At 45.5% G+C, this 21116-nt stretch carries 11 protein-coding genes; all 11 read left to right on the top strand.

Going from position 1 to position 21116, the window contains the following annotated elements; genetic code table 11:
- Position 1: 1 nt before the first annotated feature.
- The 11 genes from G458_RS21320 to G458_RS20135 are packed head-to-tail and all read left to right on the top strand — an operon-like array spanning position 2 to position 21082.
- Positions 2–793, top strand: coding sequence for a CIS tube protein (locus G458_RS21320; protein ID WP_051287006.1), 792 nt, complete (start codon positions 2–4; stop codon positions 791–793).
- Between the two features lie 3 nt (positions 794–796).
- Positions 797–2557 carry a type VI secretion system tip protein VgrG gene (gene vgrG, locus G458_RS0103775; protein WP_026950727.1) on the top strand — a complete coding sequence of 587 codons (1761 nt, stop codon included), beginning with the start codon at positions 797–799 and terminating at the stop codon, positions 2555–2557.
- A 3-nt stretch (positions 2558–2560) separates the two neighbouring features.
- Positions 2561–2839, top strand: a complete 279-nt coding sequence (locus G458_RS0103780; RefSeq protein WP_026950728.1) for a PAAR domain-containing protein — start codon at positions 2561–2563, stop codon at positions 2837–2839.
- A 1-nt stretch (position 2840) separates the two neighbouring features.
- Positions 2841–3254 (top strand): GPW/gp25 family protein, encoded by a 414-nt coding sequence (locus G458_RS0103785; protein WP_026950729.1) that lies wholly within the window; start codon positions 2841–2843, stop codon positions 3252–3254.
- A complete protein-coding gene (locus tag G458_RS0103790) occupies positions 3251–6652 on the top strand; it encodes a baseplate J/gp47 family protein (protein WP_035467696.1) in 3402 nt (1133 codons plus the stop codon). The genes G458_RS0103785 and G458_RS0103790 overlap by 4 nt, the downstream gene beginning before the upstream one ends.
- Positions 6653–6655: 3 nt before the next feature.
- Positions 6656–10846 carry a hypothetical protein gene (locus G458_RS0103795; RefSeq protein ID WP_026950731.1) on the top strand — a complete coding sequence of 1397 codons (4191 nt, stop codon included), beginning with the start codon at positions 6656–6658 and terminating at the stop codon, positions 10844–10846.
- Between the two features lie 12 nt (positions 10847–10858).
- The gene (locus G458_RS0103800; RefSeq protein WP_026950732.1) at positions 10859–14230 is read left to right on the top strand and encodes a carboxypeptidase-like regulatory domain-containing protein; all 3372 of its coding nucleotides are present in this window, start codon (positions 10859–10861) and stop codon (positions 14228–14230) included.
- Entirely contained in the window at positions 14230–15792 is a 1563-nt protein-coding gene (locus G458_RS0103805) for a contractile injection system tape measure protein (RefSeq protein WP_026950733.1), read from the top strand. Before G458_RS0103800 ends, G458_RS0103805 begins: the two co-directional genes overlap by 1 nt.
- Entirely contained in the window at positions 15786–17135 is a 1350-nt protein-coding gene (locus G458_RS0103810) for an ATP-binding protein (RefSeq protein WP_026950734.1), read from the top strand. Before G458_RS0103805 ends, G458_RS0103810 begins: the two co-directional genes overlap by 7 nt.
- An 11-nt stretch (positions 17136–17146) precedes the next feature.
- Positions 17147–17332 carry a hypothetical protein gene (locus G458_RS0103815; protein WP_026950735.1) on the top strand — a complete coding sequence of 62 codons (186 nt, stop codon included), beginning with the start codon at positions 17147–17149 and terminating at the stop codon, positions 17330–17332.
- Positions 17333–17335: 3 nt separating this feature from the next.
- A complete protein-coding gene (locus tag G458_RS20135; protein WP_051287008.1) occupies positions 17336–21082 on the top strand; it encodes an eCIS core domain-containing protein in 3747 nt (1248 codons plus the stop codon).
- Positions 21083–21116: the final 34 nt, after the last annotated feature.

Below are 21116 nucleotides of genomic sequence, written 5' to 3' on the forward strand. Positions count from 1 at the left end.
AATGGCGCTAAAAGACATTTTTTCTCCTCTTGGTGGTCTGGAAAAACTGAAGATCACGGCATTCTCGGATGTGACTTACGAAACTTCCACAGAAACCTATGTGGTCATGTATAATCCTACGGCCTATAGTCAGGAGGTAAAAAATAAGTGGATCCCGGAGGAAGGTCTTGCGGATGGAGCCCAAACTCAGTTCAAATCCAATCAGTCTGACTCTGCTTCCTTTGAATTTTTGTTCGATGCTACCCTGACCTCCCCTCCCGGGAATGATGTCCCCGGAGATGTCAATCTATCTTATTTGGGAGACAGCAAACCGAATCTGGAGAAAATCAGTGGTAATAAAGCCAATGCAGTGGACATTATCAGAGAGGACAAACATGTGGACAGGGCAATCCAGAAATTTCTCGAAATCACCCAAAAAGTCCAGTCCTCCACGCACAGCCCCAATTACCTTCAAATCAACTGGGGAGCCTTTCAGTTTCGTGGGGTCTTGGAAAAAGCCACCATCAATTACAAGCTCTTCAATTCCTCCGGACTTCCCATCCGGGCAACCGTATCTGCAAGTTTTAAGCAAAGCATCTCCCGTCGGGAACAGGCCGCCGAGGCAGGAAGAACCTCCCCAGACCTTACCCATGTGAGAGTAGTCAAAGCCGGAGACACCCTACCTGTCATGTGTAAAAGGGTCTATGGCTCTTCGGAATTATATCTGGAAGTGGCCCGGGTCAATAAGCTTAAGAATTTCAGAAAGCTTGAGATCGGACAAGAATTGTTTTTTCCACCCATTTCTAAATCCTAAGCCATGCCTCTTGTACCTGTAAAAAGCGATACCCTTCTAAGTGCAACCACCTTCGAAATCTTTTCTGAAGGGGAATTGGTGCCGCCGGAAATCGGATATGCCTCCATTACAGTTCAGAAGGCCATCAATAGAATCCCGAGTGCAAGACTAGTCCTTTTCGATGGGGATGTGACGGAGGGAGATTTTTCGGTCAGTGCAGGAGAGCTTTTTGTGCCGGGAAAAAGCATTGAAATCAAAGCCGGATATAACGGGGAAAGCAAATCAATTTTTAAAGGCACCGTCATCCGCCATGGAATTGAGATCCTAGAGGGCAATACCAGCAAACTTGTAATCGAACTCAAAGACCCAAGCGTAAAGCTTACGGTAGGGCGGAAAAACAAATACTTTTTTGATTCCAAAGACTCAGAAATCCTCGAAGAAATCATCAACGGATATTCCGGAATCAGCGCAGAAGTCGAAGATACCCCTACGACCCATGCTTCCATGGTCCAGTACTATGTCACCGATTGGGATTTTTTGCTGACAAGAGCTGAGATCAACGGAAAGTTGGTCTTTGTGGAAGATTCCAAGGTTGTAATCAAGAAACCTGAAGTCAGCGCAGACCCAAAATTAGACTTAGCCTTTGGGGAAAATGTGGTAGAATTCCAGGCTGAAATGGATGCCAGAAGACAATATGCTACCAGCAAAGGCTTCAGTTGGGACAAAGCCAATCAGGAATTGAAGGAAGTCGAAGCCAGTGATCCGGGTCTCGATATTCATGGAAACTTTAGTCCCACAGAGCTGGCTGACATTATCGGCTTAAGCGATTTCCGCCTTCAGCACATCGGCGCCTTGGACAATACTGAATTGCAGGCCTGGACAGACGCTTCTTTACTGAGAAGCAGGCTTTCAAAGATCCAGGGAAGCATTAAAGTCACCGGCACCAATCAGATCAAGCCCGGGGATTTGGTCAAATTGGATGGATTCGGAGAACGATTCAACGGAAAGGCTTTTGTGTCCTCCGTTTACCATGAAGTGACTAACCAGTCTGGTTGGTTTACTCACTTGGGCATCGGTTTGGAGCCGAAGTTCATCTCAGAGGTTTTTGATGACATATTAGACCGTCCTGCCGCCGGAATCATTCCTGCGATTAAAGGCCTGCACGTAGGAAAAGTAACCAGCCTCGAGGATCCGGATGGTGAACATCGGGTGAGAATTTTTATTCCGGTCATCGAGCCGAGTTCTGAAGGAATTTGGGCACGGATGGCTTCTCCGGATGCAGGTGGAGGTGATGCCGCCAGAGGAATGTTTTTTATGCCCGAAGTAGATGACGAAGTCATTGTCGGCTTCATCAATGAAGATCCGAGAGATCCCGTGATTTTGGGAAAGCTATACAGCTCCGCAAAACCTGCTCCTTTCGAACAAACCGAAGACAATTTCCAAAAAGGGCTTGTCACCAAAACCGGACTCAAACTGGTATTTGACGATGAAGTCAAATCCATTTCTCTGGAAACTCCAAATGGTAACAAAATGACCATTTCTGATGAAGAAAAGGGCTTTGTGCTGGAGGATGAAAACGGAAATAAAGTAGTCCTGAATTCTGATGGAGTCCAGTACGAATCCTCCAAAGATTTTATCATCAAGGCCTCTGGAGATGTAAAAATTGAAGGAGTCAATATAGAAATCAAAGCTTCGGCTGAATTGAAAGCCGAAGGAGGCGCAGGGGCGGAGTTTTCCTCCTCTGGAGCTACTAATGTCAAAGGTTCACTAGTGCAAATCAATTAAGCTATGCCCCCAGCAGCAAGAGTCGGAGATACAACAAATCATGGCGGAACGGTCGTTGGGCCAGGAAAGCCCACTGTCATGATCGGAGGAATGCCTGCGGCGGTATTAGGAGATAATCATGTATGCTCCTTACCTCCCAATGCGCATCAGCCTACTGCCAGTCCTTTCATAATGGGAAGTGCAACAGTGCTGATCGGTGGGATGCCAGCCTTAAGAGTTGGGGATTCCTGTGTTTGTGGGGCAGCGGTAATAGTGGGGGAACCCACAGTAATGATAGGATAAGATGACAGAGAAAAACACATTTCTGGGTAGAGGTTGGGGATTCCCGGTGGAGTTTAATCAAAACTCCAGACAGGTTTTGCTTGCCGAAAATGAGGAAGACATTCGCCAAAGCCTGATTATCCTATTAAATACCACCATCGGCGAAAGGGTACTTCGCCCCGAATACGGCTGCAACATGGAGGATTTGCTTTTTGAAGCACTCAATGTGACTACGGCCACTATGATAACTAACCGGATCAAACGAGCCATTCTTTTCCACGAACCAAGAATTAAAACAGACGATATCGACCTCCGCCCGGATTATCAGGAAGGGCGTGTCGAAGTGCTGATTTCTTATACCATTATCTCTACGAACAACCGAAAAAACCTAGTCTATCCATACCTCTTCATCGAAGCTACTGACGCCAACTTATGAGTCAAGACCATTGCCATAGCGTTCAACCCTCAGGAAAAGGCACTAATCGTGTCAACAGACTACTAGATAGTCTGCTGCCTGGCTTTGTGGCTGTGGACGAGCGAAAAATAGAGGATTTAAAGGATTTCGCAGTCAAAATTGCCGCTCAGCTCAAATTCAGAATTAAAACCGAAAACCCCGGCGACCCGGAATGGGATGGGGATTGGGCCGGATTTTTCGAAAAGTCCATTGACTCAGAACAAAGGACGGATCCTCATTTTGCCCTCTTTTTAGCCTTTTTACAAAACTTTCAGCTTGCGCAAAATGAAATCAACAGCTTAGGCAAAAGACATTTAGATTTTTTCTACCGGGATGTACTCCATCTCAAGGAAAAAGCCGCCGAACCGGATCAGGCCTATTTGATCTTGACCCTAGCCAAGCAGGTAGGAGAATATCTTTTACCCAAAAAGTCTGCCTTCAAAGCAGGAAAAGACGATACCGGGGTAGAGGTACTTTTTGAAAATTCGAGCGACCAGGCCCTGAACAAATCTGAAGTAGCCTCCATCAAGTCCCTGTTTCGGGATGAAAACGGTAGATTCTATACCTCTCCCATTGCCAATTCTGAAGATGGCCTCGGGGCTGAGATTCTTAATTCCGAAGGCCGATGGAATCCTTTTGGAATCCCCAAGAAACTTTTCCCGGATTCTGACCGAAAGTTGGCCACATTGGGCTTTGCGGTAAGTTCCCCGGCTTTAGCTTTAGAAGAGGGCCAAAGAAATATCACGCTTGCCCTGACACTACAGCCCCAAGAAGGTCTTTTGGAAAAGCTCAAAAGCCTTTATTTAAACTCATCCTTCAGGTTTTGGCTGAGTGGAGAAAAGGAATGGATTCCCGCAGAGCCCGGATATCCCATTCAGGGAGAGAAAGGGGTTGAAGCTGCATTTTTGGACTTTCTCAACAAGGCCACTACCTGGATTGATATTGCCGGAATAGAACCCCAAGCCGGGCCAGTTTTCGACAACCCAGAATTGGGCTCACACAGACCTTTTAAGGGCTATGATATCGGGGAAACTACCGCAGAGAACATCCTAAAAACTCGAAATTCTTTACCCGGAAATAAATTCACTTCAGTAGAGCAAGTGAAATCAGTCCGAGGAATGGGAGAGGATAAAATCGCCGATCTCTACTTCAGCTTTCAAACCCAAAAACACCAACTCATTGACCTGGGGCCGGCTGGAATTCAGCTGGTTCTAAAATGCCACCTGATTCCGGATCAGGATGCGGTGATGGGCTACTCTGAAGAAGTTTTACTTCAAAAATTCAAAACTTCCCAAGCTGTCTTGAAAGTAGAGTTGGCCGAGACTATTCAAAGTTACGCCTATCCCATCCTTCAAGGTGCCAAATTGACCAAAGTCGATATTTCCGTGGAGGTAATAGGGGTAGAAAATCTCGTGTTGCAAAATGACCTGGCCACCCTTCCCATTGGGAAAAACATTCAGCCTTTCGGCTTTAGACCTGTTCTGGGCTCTAATTTCTATATCGGAAGCAAGGAGGTTTTCAGCAAGGCATTGGAATCCTTAAAAATACATACCGAATGGCATGGACTCCCCACCACTTCAAAAGGGTTTGAGGATTATTATTCGGGCTATTCAGGAACCATCAGCAATGCTTCCTTTTCAGCTAAAGCCTATTTCCTGGATGACCGGGATTGGGGAAGTTCCAAAAAAACAATTGGTCTTTTCTCTGGAGATAGTGCTCCTGAAACTATTCAAACTTATACCTTATCCAAGACAGAACTAGGTAATATTGAAGCAGAGCCAGAACTGGAAGAATTCTCCACCTGGAGTCCCTCTTCCAAAAGGGGTTTTCTAAAACTCAGCCTGAGTGGAAAAAATTTCGGACATCAGGAATTCCCTAAAATATTCGCAACAGCAGTTATAGAGCTTTCAAATGAAAAGTCAGGAGCAAACATCCCCAACGAACCCTATACTCCTGAGCTCAAAAGTGTCAAGCTGGATTATTCTGCCACAGACTCCTTTGCACCTGGAGACAGCAAGTGGAACTCTTTTTTTCAGATCGGCGCATTTGGCGAGGCCGAACAGGTAAAAAGCCCATGCCTGCTTCTCACTGATTATCCGGAGGAAGGATATCTCCTGATTGGCCTGAAAAACCATGAATTGGCCCAGTCTGTTCAGCTCTTAGTCCATGTTTTGGATGGAAGCGGCAATCCTGAAAAGGCAGTGCCTACGGTCAAATGGAGCTTCTTAGCCGGAAATGACTGGGTAGATTTCAACAAGCTGGATCTTGTTTTGGACGAAACTAAGGGCTTGATCCAAACCGGTCTTTTGGGATTTACTTTGCCAAGAGCGGCCAATAATCAACATACCATTTTAGAAGATGGACTCACCTGGATCAGAGCATCTGTGAGTGAAAACAGTGACGCCATTCCTGATTTCACTCAAATATTGGCTCAAGCCATTCGGGTGATTTTTGAAAACAAAGGAAATGATCCCAATCGTCTTGGCACTGCCTTGCCGGAGAAGACGATCGGCAAACTGAAGGTCTCCCAGGCCCAAATCAGCAAAATCGATCAGCCCTTTGCTTCTTTTGGAGGAAAAACCGAGGAAATCTCTGAGGATTTCTACCAGAGAGTATCCGAACGGCTCCGCCATAAGCAGCGGGCTATCACGCGATGGGACTATGAGCATTTGGTATTGGAGCAGTTTCCGCAGGTCTATCAAGTCAACGTCCTCAATCATACCGAATACTCGGGAAATCTGGAAGACTATCGGGCTTTGGCCCCGAGACATGTTACTGTTGTATTGGTCGCCAATGTGCAAAACCAAAATGCTGTCGATCCGCTTCGTCCCAAAGCCAGTGTTTCCCTCATTGCTAACGTGGACGAGTTTTTATCCAAAATCAACTCCGCCGGAGTGAAGCTCCACGTGGTCAACCCTATCTATGAAGAGCTTCAGGTAAAAACCAAGGTGAAGTTTCTCCCCGGAATTGACACTTCCCTTTTTGCCAAGAAACTGGAAGATGATCTCAAAGCATTCCTGTCTCCTTGGGCTTTTGCCGGCATCGAAAACTTTGACTTTTCCGGAGAAATCCACAGCTCGGTGATATTGCATTTTATTGAAAAGAGACCTTATGTAGATTTCCTGACCTGCTTCGAATTATACCACATCGTCAAAAATCCAGTGGACGGAGCGGTGATATCCAAGGAAAAAGTAGAAGAAGCCCAAGGAAGCACGGGGGTTTCACTTTTAGGTTCCGTGGGAAAAATAGACTCCTACGGAGATCATTTGATCGAGATTTTGGAAACAGAGGACTGCAAATGTGCAGACAATGAAATTTTACCCACCGCCAGTATTGCTAGCAGTGAGAGCTCTGATATGGATGAAGCTTTTCCAACCTAACCTATGTCCCAACCTATCACCATATCGAACCAAAAACCCACTTCACCTGCACTGGACTTTGAACTGCTGAGATCAGAAGCCTTGGCTTATATCCAGCGGATTTCAGGAAAGGTGTGGACAGATTACAATACCCATGATCCTGGGGTGACCATTTTGGAGGTCCTTTGCTATGCTATCACAGACCTTAGCTTCCGGGCCAATAAACCTATTCAAGACCTTTTAGCAGATGAAAAAGGCTCACTCTTGGGCCAGTTTTTCAGAGCCTCTGAAATTCTTCCTTCCAAAGCACTGACTTTAGAAGATTACCGAAAGCTCCTAATCGATGTAGAAGTCCTAGGAGAAGAGGGAGAGTTGGCACCATTTGCGGGAATCAAAAATGCCTGGGTTGAACTGAGAGCAAGCAATGAAATCCCCATATTTCCTGACCGAAAAGCCAAAAAATTAGCCTACAAACCCTTTCCTGCTAAGGAAAAAGCTTTGGAATTGGGAATCCTTTACGATGTCTTGTTGGAGTTTGACACTACCGATGACCTCGGAGATCTCAATGAAAATAAGCTGAGCATGGAAATCTCCATCGACGAGCATATCAGTTTGTCGGGGGTGGTGGTCGATATCCAAGTTGAATTTCCAAGATGGGATGAAAAAATAGACTGGTCCAATAAATCGGAAATCCGAAAAGCCATTCAGAGTATCAGCATCCAGTTTCAAAACCTTCCCGAAGGCTTTCAAATGGGCTTTTCACTTTCTCCGAGCAACTATATCCAAATAGAGGGGACCGAACTTACACCTTCCGGATTGGAGGTAATCGAAGACCTCGCCGCCATCAATTCTTTGGTCAATGATTTTGCCTTTCAGGATGAAGACGGGGTTCTCAGCTTTTACCTGAAGAAGATTGAAAAAATCCGGGAAATTCTAAGTAGGGCAAAAGCCACACTCATGGCCAATCGGAACCTCTGCGAGGATTTCGTGGAATTCCATGCCTTGAGAGTGGAGGAAATATTGGTATGTGCAGATATAGAACTCAGTCAGGAAGCTGACGTGGAGCTGACCGAAGCGAGGATTTTTTCAGCCATCGGAGATTTCCTTTCTCCTCAAGTAAACTTTTATTCCTTGGAGGAAATGCTCCATCGCTGTAAGTCTGGCACTCTGGAAATATCCAAAATCCAGCAAAATCCCGCCAAAATATGGATTGAGCTGAAAGAGGATCTCTACCCAAAAACCGGTTCCACGCTAAGTATTGTGGGATCAGGAAATAATGTGGGGACCTATGAGATCTTGGAAGTAAAAACAGCACCAAAAGATCTCAAACTCGCAGAAATCAGCCTTGCCCCCAATTTCCCGAGTCCTTTAATCCGGGAAGATGATCGGGTCTTTTTGGGAGATTGGGAAGGCGAACAGTGTCTGCCAACCGAAAAGATTTTCGAAGGACCCCTCTTGCAGCATGGTTTTATTGATTCTGAAGAGCTAGCTCAAGCAGATCGAAAATCAAGCCTTCATGTTTCGGATTTGATCCACCTCATCATGAATATCGAAGGGGTGGAAGCCGTCAAAAGCATCCAGATCGCCAACCTACCTCAGGACGACCCTGAAGGGAAAATCCCTTCAAAAAGTGTCCGCTGGTGCTTAAAACTGGCAATGGAGCAGAATTACGTTCCTCGACTCAACTCCGAACTGAGCAAGCTGATGTATTACAAAGAGGGGCTTCCTTTCAAGGCTGATCGGGAAATGGTAGAAGACCTTCTGGAAGAAATTCAGCAAGGGAAGCGGTCTCAGAAAATAAGATATCCTCAGCTGGATTTCGATCAGGTAGTAGGAGAATATACTGACTCAGGAAATTACTATTCCATTCAAAACGACTTCCCTTTGGTCTATGGAATTGGGGAAGACGGCATGCTTCCCAAAAGTGAAGGCAGACCTGAAATGCATCAGGTAAAACAACTGAAGGCCTACTTGATGGTTTTTGAGCAGCTTTTAGCCAATTACCTGGCTCAGCTTTCCCATGTCAAAGAGCTTTTTTCATTCAATTCATCCAAAGATGCCTTTGGCAATTCTCTGATATCAAACACCTATTTCTCCCAAAGCTTGGAAGAAGTGGTGCCGGACTGTCAGGATCTCTGGAAAGACTTAGCAGGGTTAAAATCTCTGGTCGCGGAGATCTCCGAATCCAGGGAGTCCTATCTGGAGCGTAGAAATCGCTTTTTGAACCATCTTTTGGGAAGATTTGCCGAACAGTTGACTGACTACAGCCTGCTCACTTTCCGACTCAAGGGATTGGACGGAAAAGCTCAATTGATTGAAGACAAGCAGGAGTTTCTGAAAAACTACCCAGCGCTGAGCTCAGAAAGAGGGCAGGGATATGATTACAGTTTGCCGGAATCTTTTTTCCATTCTGAAAATCTTTCAGGATTGGAAAACCGACTCGCAGGCCTGTATGGAATTAGGGCAAAAAAGGCCGATTGGCTGATTTTTAGACCACATTTTGTGTTTACCGAGGCCTCGGCTACTTGGAGCATTTCTATCAAAAACGGTTCAGACCAGGTCATTTTTGAGATTCATGAGGCTTTCGAATCCAGAGATTCTGCAGCGCTGGCTTTTGAAAAAATCCTCATGATCGGTTCCGAAATCAGTCATTGGGCAATATCGGGAAGTCCGGGAAACATGCTGGTTGAGCTCAATTTTGAAGAGGAAATACTTGGCGAGAGTGTCAAAAAAGACTTTGCTGATGAGGCTTCTGCTCAGGTCATGTTGGAAGAACTTCAAGGAATTTTCCTCTCGGAATTTTTGGACAACCCAAGATCCAACAGAAAAAATCTTAGCCTGGGATTGGAGCATTGGTACACCTTCACCATCCATACCTCCATGGCTCCGGCACCTCCAAAATATCAAGTGAGTTTCGAGTTCTTTGATGCTCCTTTTGGGACTGGGAATCCCATTTTTCAAGGGAAGATCGAGGCAGAAGTACCAGACGCAGTCAATACCACAGAACTTGAAAATCTGGCGAAGGAGGCCATCAAGGATCATATCTGGACCATGATTGCGGCCGGATCCAAAGAATTGGGATATCAATTTCCCAAAGACTCTGAATCTCCCTATAAACTTCAGCTTATCGACCCAATACGAGACGGGGTATTGGCCAAGAGCGTGGACTCCAACTTCAACTCCACCTTGGCTGCTCAATTATTAAACGGAACCTGGGGAAATGCCTGGCTTATTCAGGAGGGGTTTTCTCCATTGTCCTTGAACTTAGATTCTTCAGTAGCTTTTGGCTCAAAAATCCGGATCAAAGCCAATGTCCTCCCTGCCAAAGGAGATCATATTCACTTTGAAAAATCTTTGGAAGTCCTGACTGTGGAGCCGGAAACCCACAAAGTGATATTGGCCGGGAACCACAAAGTCCTGCTTGATTCTTTATCCTCCTTGACTTTCTCAGTGCCGCTTAGTTCCGGAGACGTGATGGTTCACTACCCGATTTTTAGCCTGAGCGTTGTTGCAGGAAATACAGAAGTAATCCTCCAAACAGGGCCCAGAGCAGACCTGGACCAAGGAGAAGTATTAATCTCCAGAACTTTCGAAGTGGTCAAAATCCAGGGAGACGAATTCCTGATCCCGGGAGGAGAAGAACTCAAATTCAAAGAGAAAATCCGGCGATTTATCCTGAGTCAGTTTTTCAGCCATGAAGGCACCCACCTGTTTGAGCACATCTTGCTCCGACCCAAAATCAAAGGCAAATACAAATTCCTGGATGACACCGATACGTTAGTCACAGAAAACTTGGAAGACAGTCTTTTGGACCCACATTTTCAGGAAGAATGTCAATGTACCTTGGATGATCCCTATACCTGTATGGCACATGTGATCCTGCCATTTTGGGAAGGGAGATTCACCAATCGGGATTTCAGGAAATTCCTAGAACATAAAATCAAAATAGAGGCGCCGGCACATGTCTTTTTGACGATTTGCTGGATCAGCCCCGAGCATATGCAGGAACTCGAACGCGCCTGGAAAATCTGGCAGCTTGAGTCTTTGAAACCAGAAATACATCCTAAAAATCTTTCCACAGCACTTTCCCAATTGATCGGGGTTTTGGAAAAAGTCCGAAATGTCTATCCCTCCGGCACACTTCACGACTGCGCCGAAAGCGATAGCCTTGCGGATGCCATTATCCTCAATTTTTCTTCTCTGGGAGAATTTTAAACCCTATAGATTATGAGCCAGATCATCACCACTTATCCGATTTTCGAAGGCAGCCAAGTCTTGACAAGCGAACAACTCAACCAGTTGAGCGCCTACTTGGATCAGCAAAACAGGCTCACCCGATCCAAATTGATTGGAATTGGAATCGTCTGTGGAATGCAGGTTCAACCCCTCACTGATGGACTCAAAATCACCAAGGGACTCGGGATCACTTCAGAAGGATTTCTGATACAGATCGGACAGGATTTCAACGGAACCCATTATCGCCCCTATACCTTACCGGAAGGGATAAGCTACAAGCCATTTGGCTTTCCTGAGCAGGATGTGACACTTTTTGAAATTCTCTCTTCAAAACCAGAGGATGAAACGGATGTCAAAAAGCTAAATGACCCCGCTGCATTTTTGACTGAAAAATATGTCCTCCTGTTTTTGGAAATTTTTGACAAAGACCTCAAATCCTGTCTTGGAAATGCCTGTGATGATAAAGGCCAGGACCGAATCATGACCCTGCGCCGCCTCTTGATTTCAAAGACGGACCTAGATAAAGTTTTGACCCGATCAGCAAATGTCTCAGGAGGTTTTTCAGGAGCTCCCGATCTGAAATCATTTCATTTCAAAAAGCCTTTGTTTTCTCCATCTGGTCTGGAATCCAATCAGATTGGTCCTTTTATCAATTTGTATCAAAAAACCATTCAGGATACTGCCACTCCAGAATTCTGGGAACAGCTTCAAAAAGGTTATACCGTTTTTGAACCCCTTTTGGCCAAGAGTTTTGACTTTAAAAACCCATTTACACAGGCAGCGCTTACGGCCAAAATCACCCAGATCAAACAAAGTCTGACCGATGCTCCAGCAACGATCCGAGGAGCACAGTACCTTTATGATTTCTTCCATGAACTGGCATTGGCCTGGGGTGAATTTGTGGAAACGGGTCTTTCTCTTTGGTATTCCTGCCCTACAGACCCCTCGATCTTCCCATTGCACTTGATGCTTGGCAAAGCAAAACCCTCCACCGAATCCCCCGAGGAATTTTACAAATACAGGCATGGATTCGTCCAGGCTCCGATTTACAATGAACAAAGATTGCTCAAGGAGACTTTGGCGCAGCAATACAGGAGACTGGTTTTGATGATTGAGACTTTTGAATTGGAGATTTTGAAAAACCCCAAGCCCGGTCAATTTCCTATCAAAATTACCCCTAGCAAGGAAAAATCAGGTCCACTGGGCCTTAGAAGTATTCCTTACTATTACGACATCAAATCCAAAGGAAATCTTGGGAATTGGTTTTCCCTGGAGAAAAACTGGGCAAACCCAGCCCCTCAGCAGCTTTGGTCAAGTACTCGGGGAAAAGTACTGGGCTACGACAATCAGCCCGATGCTATGCCTTCCAATCCTGGCTTTTGGGAATCACCTCTTTCCTATAACTGGGAAGCCTTCCCATTTCTCAGGATTGAAGGCCACTTGGATTACGACATTCTGAAGGCCAAAGAGGACATTCAAAAGCTGATCAACAAGTTTAATCTCCCCATCCATCTCGAAAGCCTCCACTTGGATTCCGGCGGACCTTTGCAGGATAAAAACTGTGGCTGGAATGATTTGCAGGAGGAGTACATGCACCATCGATTCCAGCTTTTGGGAATGATAAGGGACCTCAGGGAAATTCTGGATTTTCTTCAAAAAATGAATGAAAAGTATGGAGGAGAAAAGGAGATGTTTTCAGACAAGGATGAAAATCAGGTATTGAAAGCCTTTGAGCTCTTCGAAATCTGGGTGGACGCCATGAGTGAATGCCTGGAGGATCTAGACTGGGACAAATTCCAGGAAGCCTACAAGAAAATCCTGCAGACCCTATTGGACTTTCTCCTGATCCAGATGAAGCTACTGGACAAAATGGATGTGAATGACAAAGAGGCTGATAAAAATCTGGAACTGATCAACGGCCTGATGGCGAGAGTTTCACCTCTTATCTACCGGATTTTGGATCTGTTTTATTTTACCAAAATCCAGCGTCTGTTTTTGAGCTATTTGCACCGCAAATCCAAGCTTCACAATTCCAGGAAATTTTCAGAATTCCTGAATGAAAATCCCGGCCTTACTCACGAAGCAGGAGTCTATAGAGGAGGAACATTCATATTGGTTTATATGCAAAGTTCAGGAAAAGTAATCGGGGACTTCAGTCTTCCCGGAGCTGCCTGTGATTGTCAGTGTATCGAGGCCTGTGACTCTGACGATTGGAGTTTGCTTCCTCCATTTGCCCGTCCGGACTATGCGATCACACTTCAGAATTCTGCTGTCTCCATTGAAGTCATGGTCAATGACAGACTCCCCATCAAAAGAAATTATATCGTCAAACCTCTTTCTGAAAGCTCAGAAAAAGGAGGAAAGGTCAGTCAAGACGGAAACAATCCGATTTTTATCTATGAGCCGCCTAAGGATTTTGCCGGAGATGACGCCTTTTCCTACCTGCTTGTGGATGAGGATAGTGGCCTGAGCGATGTGGGAAGAGTGACAATCTGGGTGAAATCACCTAAGCCACAAACCTGTTACAATCGAGATATTTTGGCTTGCTGGGGAGAAAAAAATGTTTTCGCAGCGGTCGAATTCAGAAAGTTGGATCCCGGCAACGACCTAGAGTTTGCAATCCAAAGTTTACTCACCAGCCTTCAACAAACCGGTGGATTTACAGAGGAGGAAATTATGTCCGTGGACTTTTTGGAAGAGGAGGAATCAAGGAAACAGTTGCTATCCTGTTTGGGCCTATTCCAAGACGGAATGGATTATGATTCGATGGGAAAAGCGATTTTGGACTATCAGGCTGCCAATTGTGGGGCATCTCAGCCTAATCCCGAGCCGACTTGTACTTCTACAAGAGTAATAGGTAGAGTAATGACCCCTGCCGGAGGTCCTGTTTCTGGAGCAAAAGTATCGGTGAAAGGAAGCAATATTTCCGTTTTGACCAATGATAAAGGAGAATTCCTAATCCAGTTCCCTAACCCGGGACAAACCTTAATCTTCGAAGCTACCCGGTTTATTTCTACAGAAATAGAAATCTGCAATCAAGAAAATATTACAGTTACGCTGATTCCCGAAAAGCAAGAAACGAATACCGAATCCGTGGGAGTAGCAGTAGCGGTAAATACTTTGACTGAGGAAGATTTGATCAAAGTAGCGACTATCCGAGGGCTTTTATCTGAAGGATCAAATCCTGATAAAAACACGGTGATCCGATTAATGGAGGACGATAAGCAAGAGGTGACTCTGAAAACTGAGGAACTCGTCTTGCTCAAAAATGATACGCTTAAAGTCATCGCCGACAGCAGGGACCTGAGGTACCGAAGCAACTCGAATAAAACAAGTCTTGTCAACCTGATCACTGGAAAATAATGGCTAATCACCTCATTCATCGGCAGATTCTACAACTGAGGTACCACAATGTAGCTCAGGCAAAAGCGGACATGAATTCCTGGGGTGAGCGCTTCCAGAAAATCATCCAACCCGCCATGGAGGAGGTGCTGGAGGAATTGGATCTGCCAAACCAAATCATCCGGATCAACCTGTTGAAATTGGACTTGGGGAAAATCCCTTCCAACTTGGACGCTGATCTACTTATTCAGAAGGTAAAAGAGGTCTTAAAAACTCAAATTCTTAAACAAATCCCTGAACTGTCTAAGTCTAATGTCAAGCCAAAGCCAAAAAATTCGGGCATAGCTGAAATCCATGGAACTCGGGACGAGCTTCAGGATCTGGAATTACTGCTTTTCCTGTTGGAACATGGACGCAACCCCTGGTGGAAATCCATTTTTGATCAAACCGGAATCCGGGATTTGCTTCAAAAACTTTCTCGGGAGAAAAATCCGGCTTTAAAATCCCTGCTGGAAAGTAAATCCTTATCTGCAAATCAGTTTAGAAGACTACTAAACCATACCCAATACTTGGATTTAATGTCTTTGGGCCAATGGGTATTCCCAGAGAAAGCCAAAAGCTGGGAGGCTTTTATCAACAGCCTTGAAAATTCCTTGCCCCATGACATTAGCTCATCCGCCAGTTGGAAAAAGTCCAAGAGACTGCTTTTGGCAGAATTATTCTTTGCCCATAAAACCCAAAAATCATTTGCTCTAAGCTCCTGGATAGAGGAATTTGTTTCACCTTCACAAAAGGTCAAAATCCCGATAGAAAACTTAGTAGAACCCCTGATATGGAGCTTTAGAATAGATTCTTCCTATGCTATTTCAAGCTCAATACTCGAAAAAACTTGGGAGAAATGGATCCACAGCCCGTTTATTCATACTCATTCTGAAATCGGAACATCCAATTCTCCTAAAGCATTTTCCCCTGGGCTGGAAACTCTCCAGAAGGAGTTTCAAAGGCCGACAAACCAACAGGAAAATTCCCAAGTCATTCCTTTTACCAAAGATTCCCGATCATCCCAACAAGACTTGATGTTGGAAGAGACCTATCCCATTCTGAATGCAGGGTTGGTATTGGTTGCTCCATTTTTGCCCTATTTCTTCAAAGGGCTTGGACTCCTTGAAAACAAAAAGTTTGTAAGCCAAGAGGCTCAAAATAGGGCGGCCCTGCTTTTACAATGCCTTTTGGAAAAGGAGGAAGCCTTTGAGGAGTCCGAACTCTTGCTGAATAAATTGCTTTGCGGGATTTCTCCGGGAGAGATTATTCCGGTAGAAATCACCCTTTCTGAGGTGGAAAAAGAAGAAATCCCCAACCTTTTAAATGCTATGGTGGCTCAATGGACAGCCCTGAAATCCACCTCTGGGGAATCCATGGCCAATGGCTTTTTCCCAAGGGAAGGAATTCTAAAAAAAGTGGACCGTGGCTATCAGCTGACCATTCCAAGAATCTCCATTGATATTCTTCTTAACCGCTTGCCTTGGACCCTGTCGATTATCAAACTGCCCTGGATGCAGGAAACTTTATTTGTAGAATGGTAAGCCGAGCCCACGATAACGCCCAAACCATCCAGCTAGAACTCGACTGGCTGCAGCAGATTCTCAAAGCGAGATCTGCTCTTAACTCCAATCCCGGAACTGGCCCTGCGGACTTACTCCAGATTCCAGCTCCGGATTTGGGTGATTTGGATTCTCCCTATACCCAATTAATCCAAAACCTCCACTTAGGGCCAGAAGATAGATTCCTGCTGATTTTGGCAGCGGTCCCGCATATTCGCCCGCAGCTGCTGGACATGTTTATGAGCAGAAATCAACTGACCCAGCAGATCTACACGGAGTTTGGAGGTCGAAAAGCCAAATCACATAATGGATTCATCCCAACCGGAGAAACCATCCTGTTTATCCTGGCCGGGAATGATTTGAAGAAGCGTTTCCAATACCAAAACCTTCTGGATGGGAATGGTAAGCTATTTCAGGAAGGAATTCTCAAATTGACTGAAGTGGAGTCCGATGAATCCTTTTTGTCCGGGACATTGAGTATTTCCCGGGAAATCTTGGATCAAATCACCACCGGCAAGGTCCAAAAGCCAAGTTTCAGCAATGATTTCCCAGCACAAGGGCTGCATACCTCTCTGGACTGGGAGGATTTGGTCTTGCCAGAAGAGACTCGGCAACAACTCAAAGAGCTGGAAATCTGGTTGAAGCACAAAGATTTTTTGCTCAAGGATTGGGAAATGGGTAGGGTACTGAAGCCGGGGTATAAAGCTCTTTTCTTTGGACCTCCAGGCACAGGGAAGACTTTGACGGCTGCCCTATTGGGGAAAAAGACTGGGCTTGATGTCTATCGGATAGATCTTTCTCGCTTGGTATCCAAGTATATCGGTGAGACAGAAAAGAATCTGGCTAAAATTTTTGATAGGGCTGAAAGAAGAGGGTGGATCCTATTTTTTGACGAAGCCGATGCTCTTTTTGGAAAAAGAACTTCCGTCAACGATGCCCACGACAAGTATGCCAACCAAGAGGTTTCCTACCTGCTGCAAAGAATTGAGGAATACGATGGTCTGGTCATTTTGGCCACCAATCTTAAAAACAACCTGGATGATGCCTTTATGCGAAGGTTTCAGTCCAGTATCTTTTTTCCAATGCCACAAGCGGAAGAAAGACTGCTGCTCTGGGAGAAGGGATTTCCCAAAAAGGCCGAGTTTGAAGAAAAAGTAGACCTCCCAACCTTGGCCTCCAACTACGACCTCAGCGGCGGCAGCATCATCAATGTGATTCAGCACAGCTTGCTAATGGCGCTGGAGCATGAAGATAAAGTCATTCGGATGGAAGATATCCGGGAGGGAATTCGAAGAGAATTCCAAAAAGTTGGTCGTACCATTTAAGCCCTTAAGCCATGAAAAGAAAAGTCCGAAAAAAGCCTGAAAAGGAGGAAGAGCAGGAACCGATCATCTTAGTCGTAGACAAAGAAAAGGCAGCCGATGATAAAGTGAAGAAAGAAAAAATGACTCCTATCGAGAAAGAAAGACAAGGCATGAAACCCAGTGATCTGGGTGAGGCCATGAACCCTATTAAAAACTAAACTATGGGTGCCGCAGCGGAAAAAATAAGTCCTTCAAAATCCCGTGCCTTCGGGACTGGGAATCCGCTGATCCAAACTTCCCTGAAAGTCGGCAAACCGGGGGATAAATACGAGGTCGAAGCCGACCGGGTGGCCGATCAGGTCATGATGATGCCGGCTCAGCCCAGTAGTCCAATTCTTTCAGCTAGTTCTGGAGGGCTTCAAATGATGCCCGAGGAAGAGGAAGAAGTTCAAATGATGCCGATTTCTTCGAGTTTTTCGATGATCTCGCTTGCCGGGGAGGAAGAGGAAGAAACCCTTCAATTGAAGGAAGATAGCATCCAAGCAGATGGAAATGGTGCCCAAGCTTCCCCTAGACTTAGCGCCCAAATTCAATCCAATGCAGGAGGAGGAAGCCAAATGTCTCCTGCGGTTCAAGCTGAAATGAGTAGCAAAATAGGTGCTGATTTCTCAGGAGTAAAAATTCACACCGGACCTCAAGCCAGCAGCATGAGCAATGCTCTTGGAGCTCAGGCCTTCACTTATGGCAATGATATTTATTTCAACGATGGCAAATACCAGCCGGAATCGCCCGACGGAAAGAGGCTTCTAGCACATGAATTGACCCACACTGTCCAGCAGGGCAGCTCTCAGCCTAGAGTTTCCAGAAAAGAAATCACCCAAACCGAGCCTCAAGTTCAGCGGCTTCCTTGGGCTGTACGGGAGGGACTTTCCCGATTTGCCAGCTACATACCCGGATATACTCTTCTGTGCGTAATCATAGGATACGACCCTCTTGCCGGGAGGAATGTAGAGCGAAATGCTACGAATTTGATCGGAGGACTTTTAGGACTGATTCCGATATTCGGAACCCTGCTTTTCAATAAGCTGGTAGAGTTGAACATCATCAACGATGCTTTGGCTTGGGTGGAAGCGGAGATGGCTTCCTTGGATTTGAGCGTAGGCCGCCTGGAAAGAACCTTGGAGCAAGCTTGGGATGAAGCCAGTGTCTTTTCTGGTTGGGATGAAAATATGGCCGTCCTGGATCGGACCTTTGGACAGCTTTTTAGGGATATTTCCACCTTTGCAGGCAGAGTTCGCGACAAAGTATTCGAACTGGTCAAAGCGGCTCTGATGACGGCTCTGAAGGCATTGGCAGATGCTTTCCTTGGCTACCCCCTTTTAGTCAAACTGATCGGAACAGACCCGCTGACGGGAGAAGAGGTAAACTCGACCACAGCAGAAAAAATCGAAGCCTTTTTACTTCTGATCGGAAAAGAGCAGGAGCTGGAAAGGATGCGAGCCGAAGGTACCATCGAAAGGACCGCCGCCTGGATTGATGCAGAATTGGCAGCTCTCAATTTTAGTTTTGAGGAAATAAAAGCCCTTTTTGACCAAGCTTGGAATGCTTTTTCCCTGGAGGATTTGAGAGATCCTGTCGGTGCATTTACTCGAACAATCGGGATTTTTGCTCCTTTTACTGCCCGGGTCTTCACCTTTGCCGCCAATGTAGCTATCAAAGTACTTGAATTTATCAAGGATGCCCTGCTAGCCCAACTCTCGGCTTATGCCAGAGAGCAACAAGGATATCATCTGGTGACGGTGATTCTCGGAAAAGATCCATTTACTCAGGAAGTTGTCGAAAGAAGTACCGAAAACATTATCCGCGGATTTATGGGTTTGTTGCCGGGGGGAGAGGAGCAATTCCAGCAAATGAAGAAGACCGGGGCGATCCAACAGGCGGTTGTCAGAATAGATGCTGCGGTGGCCACCTTGAATTTTTCATGGGCCTATATCACCGGCTTATTCCTTGACCTTTGGAATAGCTTCACCATCGCCGATGTCTTCAATCCCTTCGCTGCATTTGTTAGAATAGTGGAAACCCTTGCCAGTCCAATCCGCAGGCTTTTTGACTTTGTGGTCACTATTGTCCAAATCATTGTGGAGATCCTGTTAGTCGTGATGAATTTCCCTATCGACACGATTAATCAGATCATCGCCAATGCCCGGTCGGCCTTTGAGGATATCAAGCGGGATCCTATCGGTTTCATAAAAAATCTCCTTCGGGCAGTCAAGCAAGGCTTTGTTCAGTTTTTTGAAAATATCCTCACCCATCTTTTGGGAGGATTGAGAGATTGGCTTTTTGGAGAATTGGCCTCAGCAGGAATCAATCCACCTGCTGACCTCAGCTTCCAGTCGATTTTGGGATTTGTATTGGATGTATTGGGACTGACGATGGACAATGTCTGGGAAAGACTGGCCCTGAAAATCGGCCAAGAGCGGGTGGACCAGATCCGAAATGCCATTGATACCCTCACCGGGATATGGACTTTTATCAAAGATGTATGGGAAAGAGGGCCGATTGCTATTTGGGAATATGTGCAAGAGCAGCTGAGCAATCTCTGGAATATGGTCTTGGAGCAAATTCAGAATTGGGTGGTGACCCGTATCGTTCAGCAAGTCACCACAAGACTGCTTTCGATGCTGGACCCTACGGGAATCATGGCTGTGGTAAACAGTTTTATCGCATTCTATCGTGCCGTCCAGTCCTTTATTGAAAAGCTCCGGGAAATGCTGGAAATCGTCAATTCCTTCGTGGCAGGGGTGGCAAACATTGCGCGTGGATCTGTAGGAGAAGCGGCCAATTACCTAGAATCAGCCTTGGCCAGAGCGGTGCCGGTGGCTATAGGATTTTTGGCCAACCAAGTTGGTCTTCGTGGATTGGGAACCCGCATCGCAGAGATGATCGGAGGACTGAGAGACCGGGTAAATGCAGCCATTGACTGGCTAATCGACCGGGCCTTGGCAGTAGGAGGAGCAATTCTGAATGCTGGGAGGAATGCGGTAGCGGCAGTGGTCAATTGGACCAGAAATTTATTAGGGGTTGAGCAAAGATTTGAAGGAGGAGATGGAAATCAACATAGAATTTATTTTCAGAGTAATGCCGGAGAAATGGTTATCATGATAAATCCTGCCCCCGCCAGTCCCCTAATCGCCTGGCTAAACAATCTTAATTTTTCGAATTCAGCGGATAATGCCAAAAAAGCGGAGGCTCTCCAAGTTGCCAATCAAATTGAGACAAAAAAAGCAGAAACTATAAATGAAACAGATCCAAATAGGCAAGCTGCTGCTGAGGAGCAAAAAACCAGAGAAATAAGAAGGTTGGTGGATGAACTAAGTCGAAAACTCGGACCATTATTTAGCTCGGTCCTTGAAGAATGTGCCTCTGAAAGTAATGGAAAATTAGCTTTTGGGTCATTAACCGGTCCATATGGGACCTCCATGGAGGCAACCTATTTATCAAACAAAAATGCTCCTCATGGCTCTCGGCCAAGTGTTGATCATCCACGCTATGATTTGATAAACAGGAGAAAAAGAGGTCGTGGTGCTTACTATATTAAAGGCCACTTATTGAATGAACGATTAGGAGGTACTGGCGCTAATTGGAAAAACTTAACTCCACTGACTAGGCGAGCTAATAGTGAACATGAAAGATTTGCAGAGTCGAGAGTGAAAACAGCAGTAAATGCCGGAAATATGGTGTACTATAAAGTTGAGGCCCAATATGGAAGAACATTACAGACAGATCCTGATCCAATAATTAATTCCATTAAATCTGGAGAAGTTGATATTCCTAATAGATTGGTTTGTAAAGCTGAGTTAATCACTCCAGCAGCTATTTCGAGATCTGGCCGGGAGGAAAGGACAACGTTAATTCCAGATGGGACCGTAATTAACAATGATATTTCCAGCGACCCTTACGAAGTATAATAAAGTGACTTCACCTTTTTTAACACTTTTTCAC

The organism is Algoriphagus mannitolivorans DSM 15301 (assembly GCF_000429425.1).
In the GTDB taxonomy this organism is placed as follows: Bacteria; Bacteroidota; Bacteroidia; order Cytophagales; family Cyclobacteriaceae; genus Algoriphagus; species Algoriphagus mannitolivorans.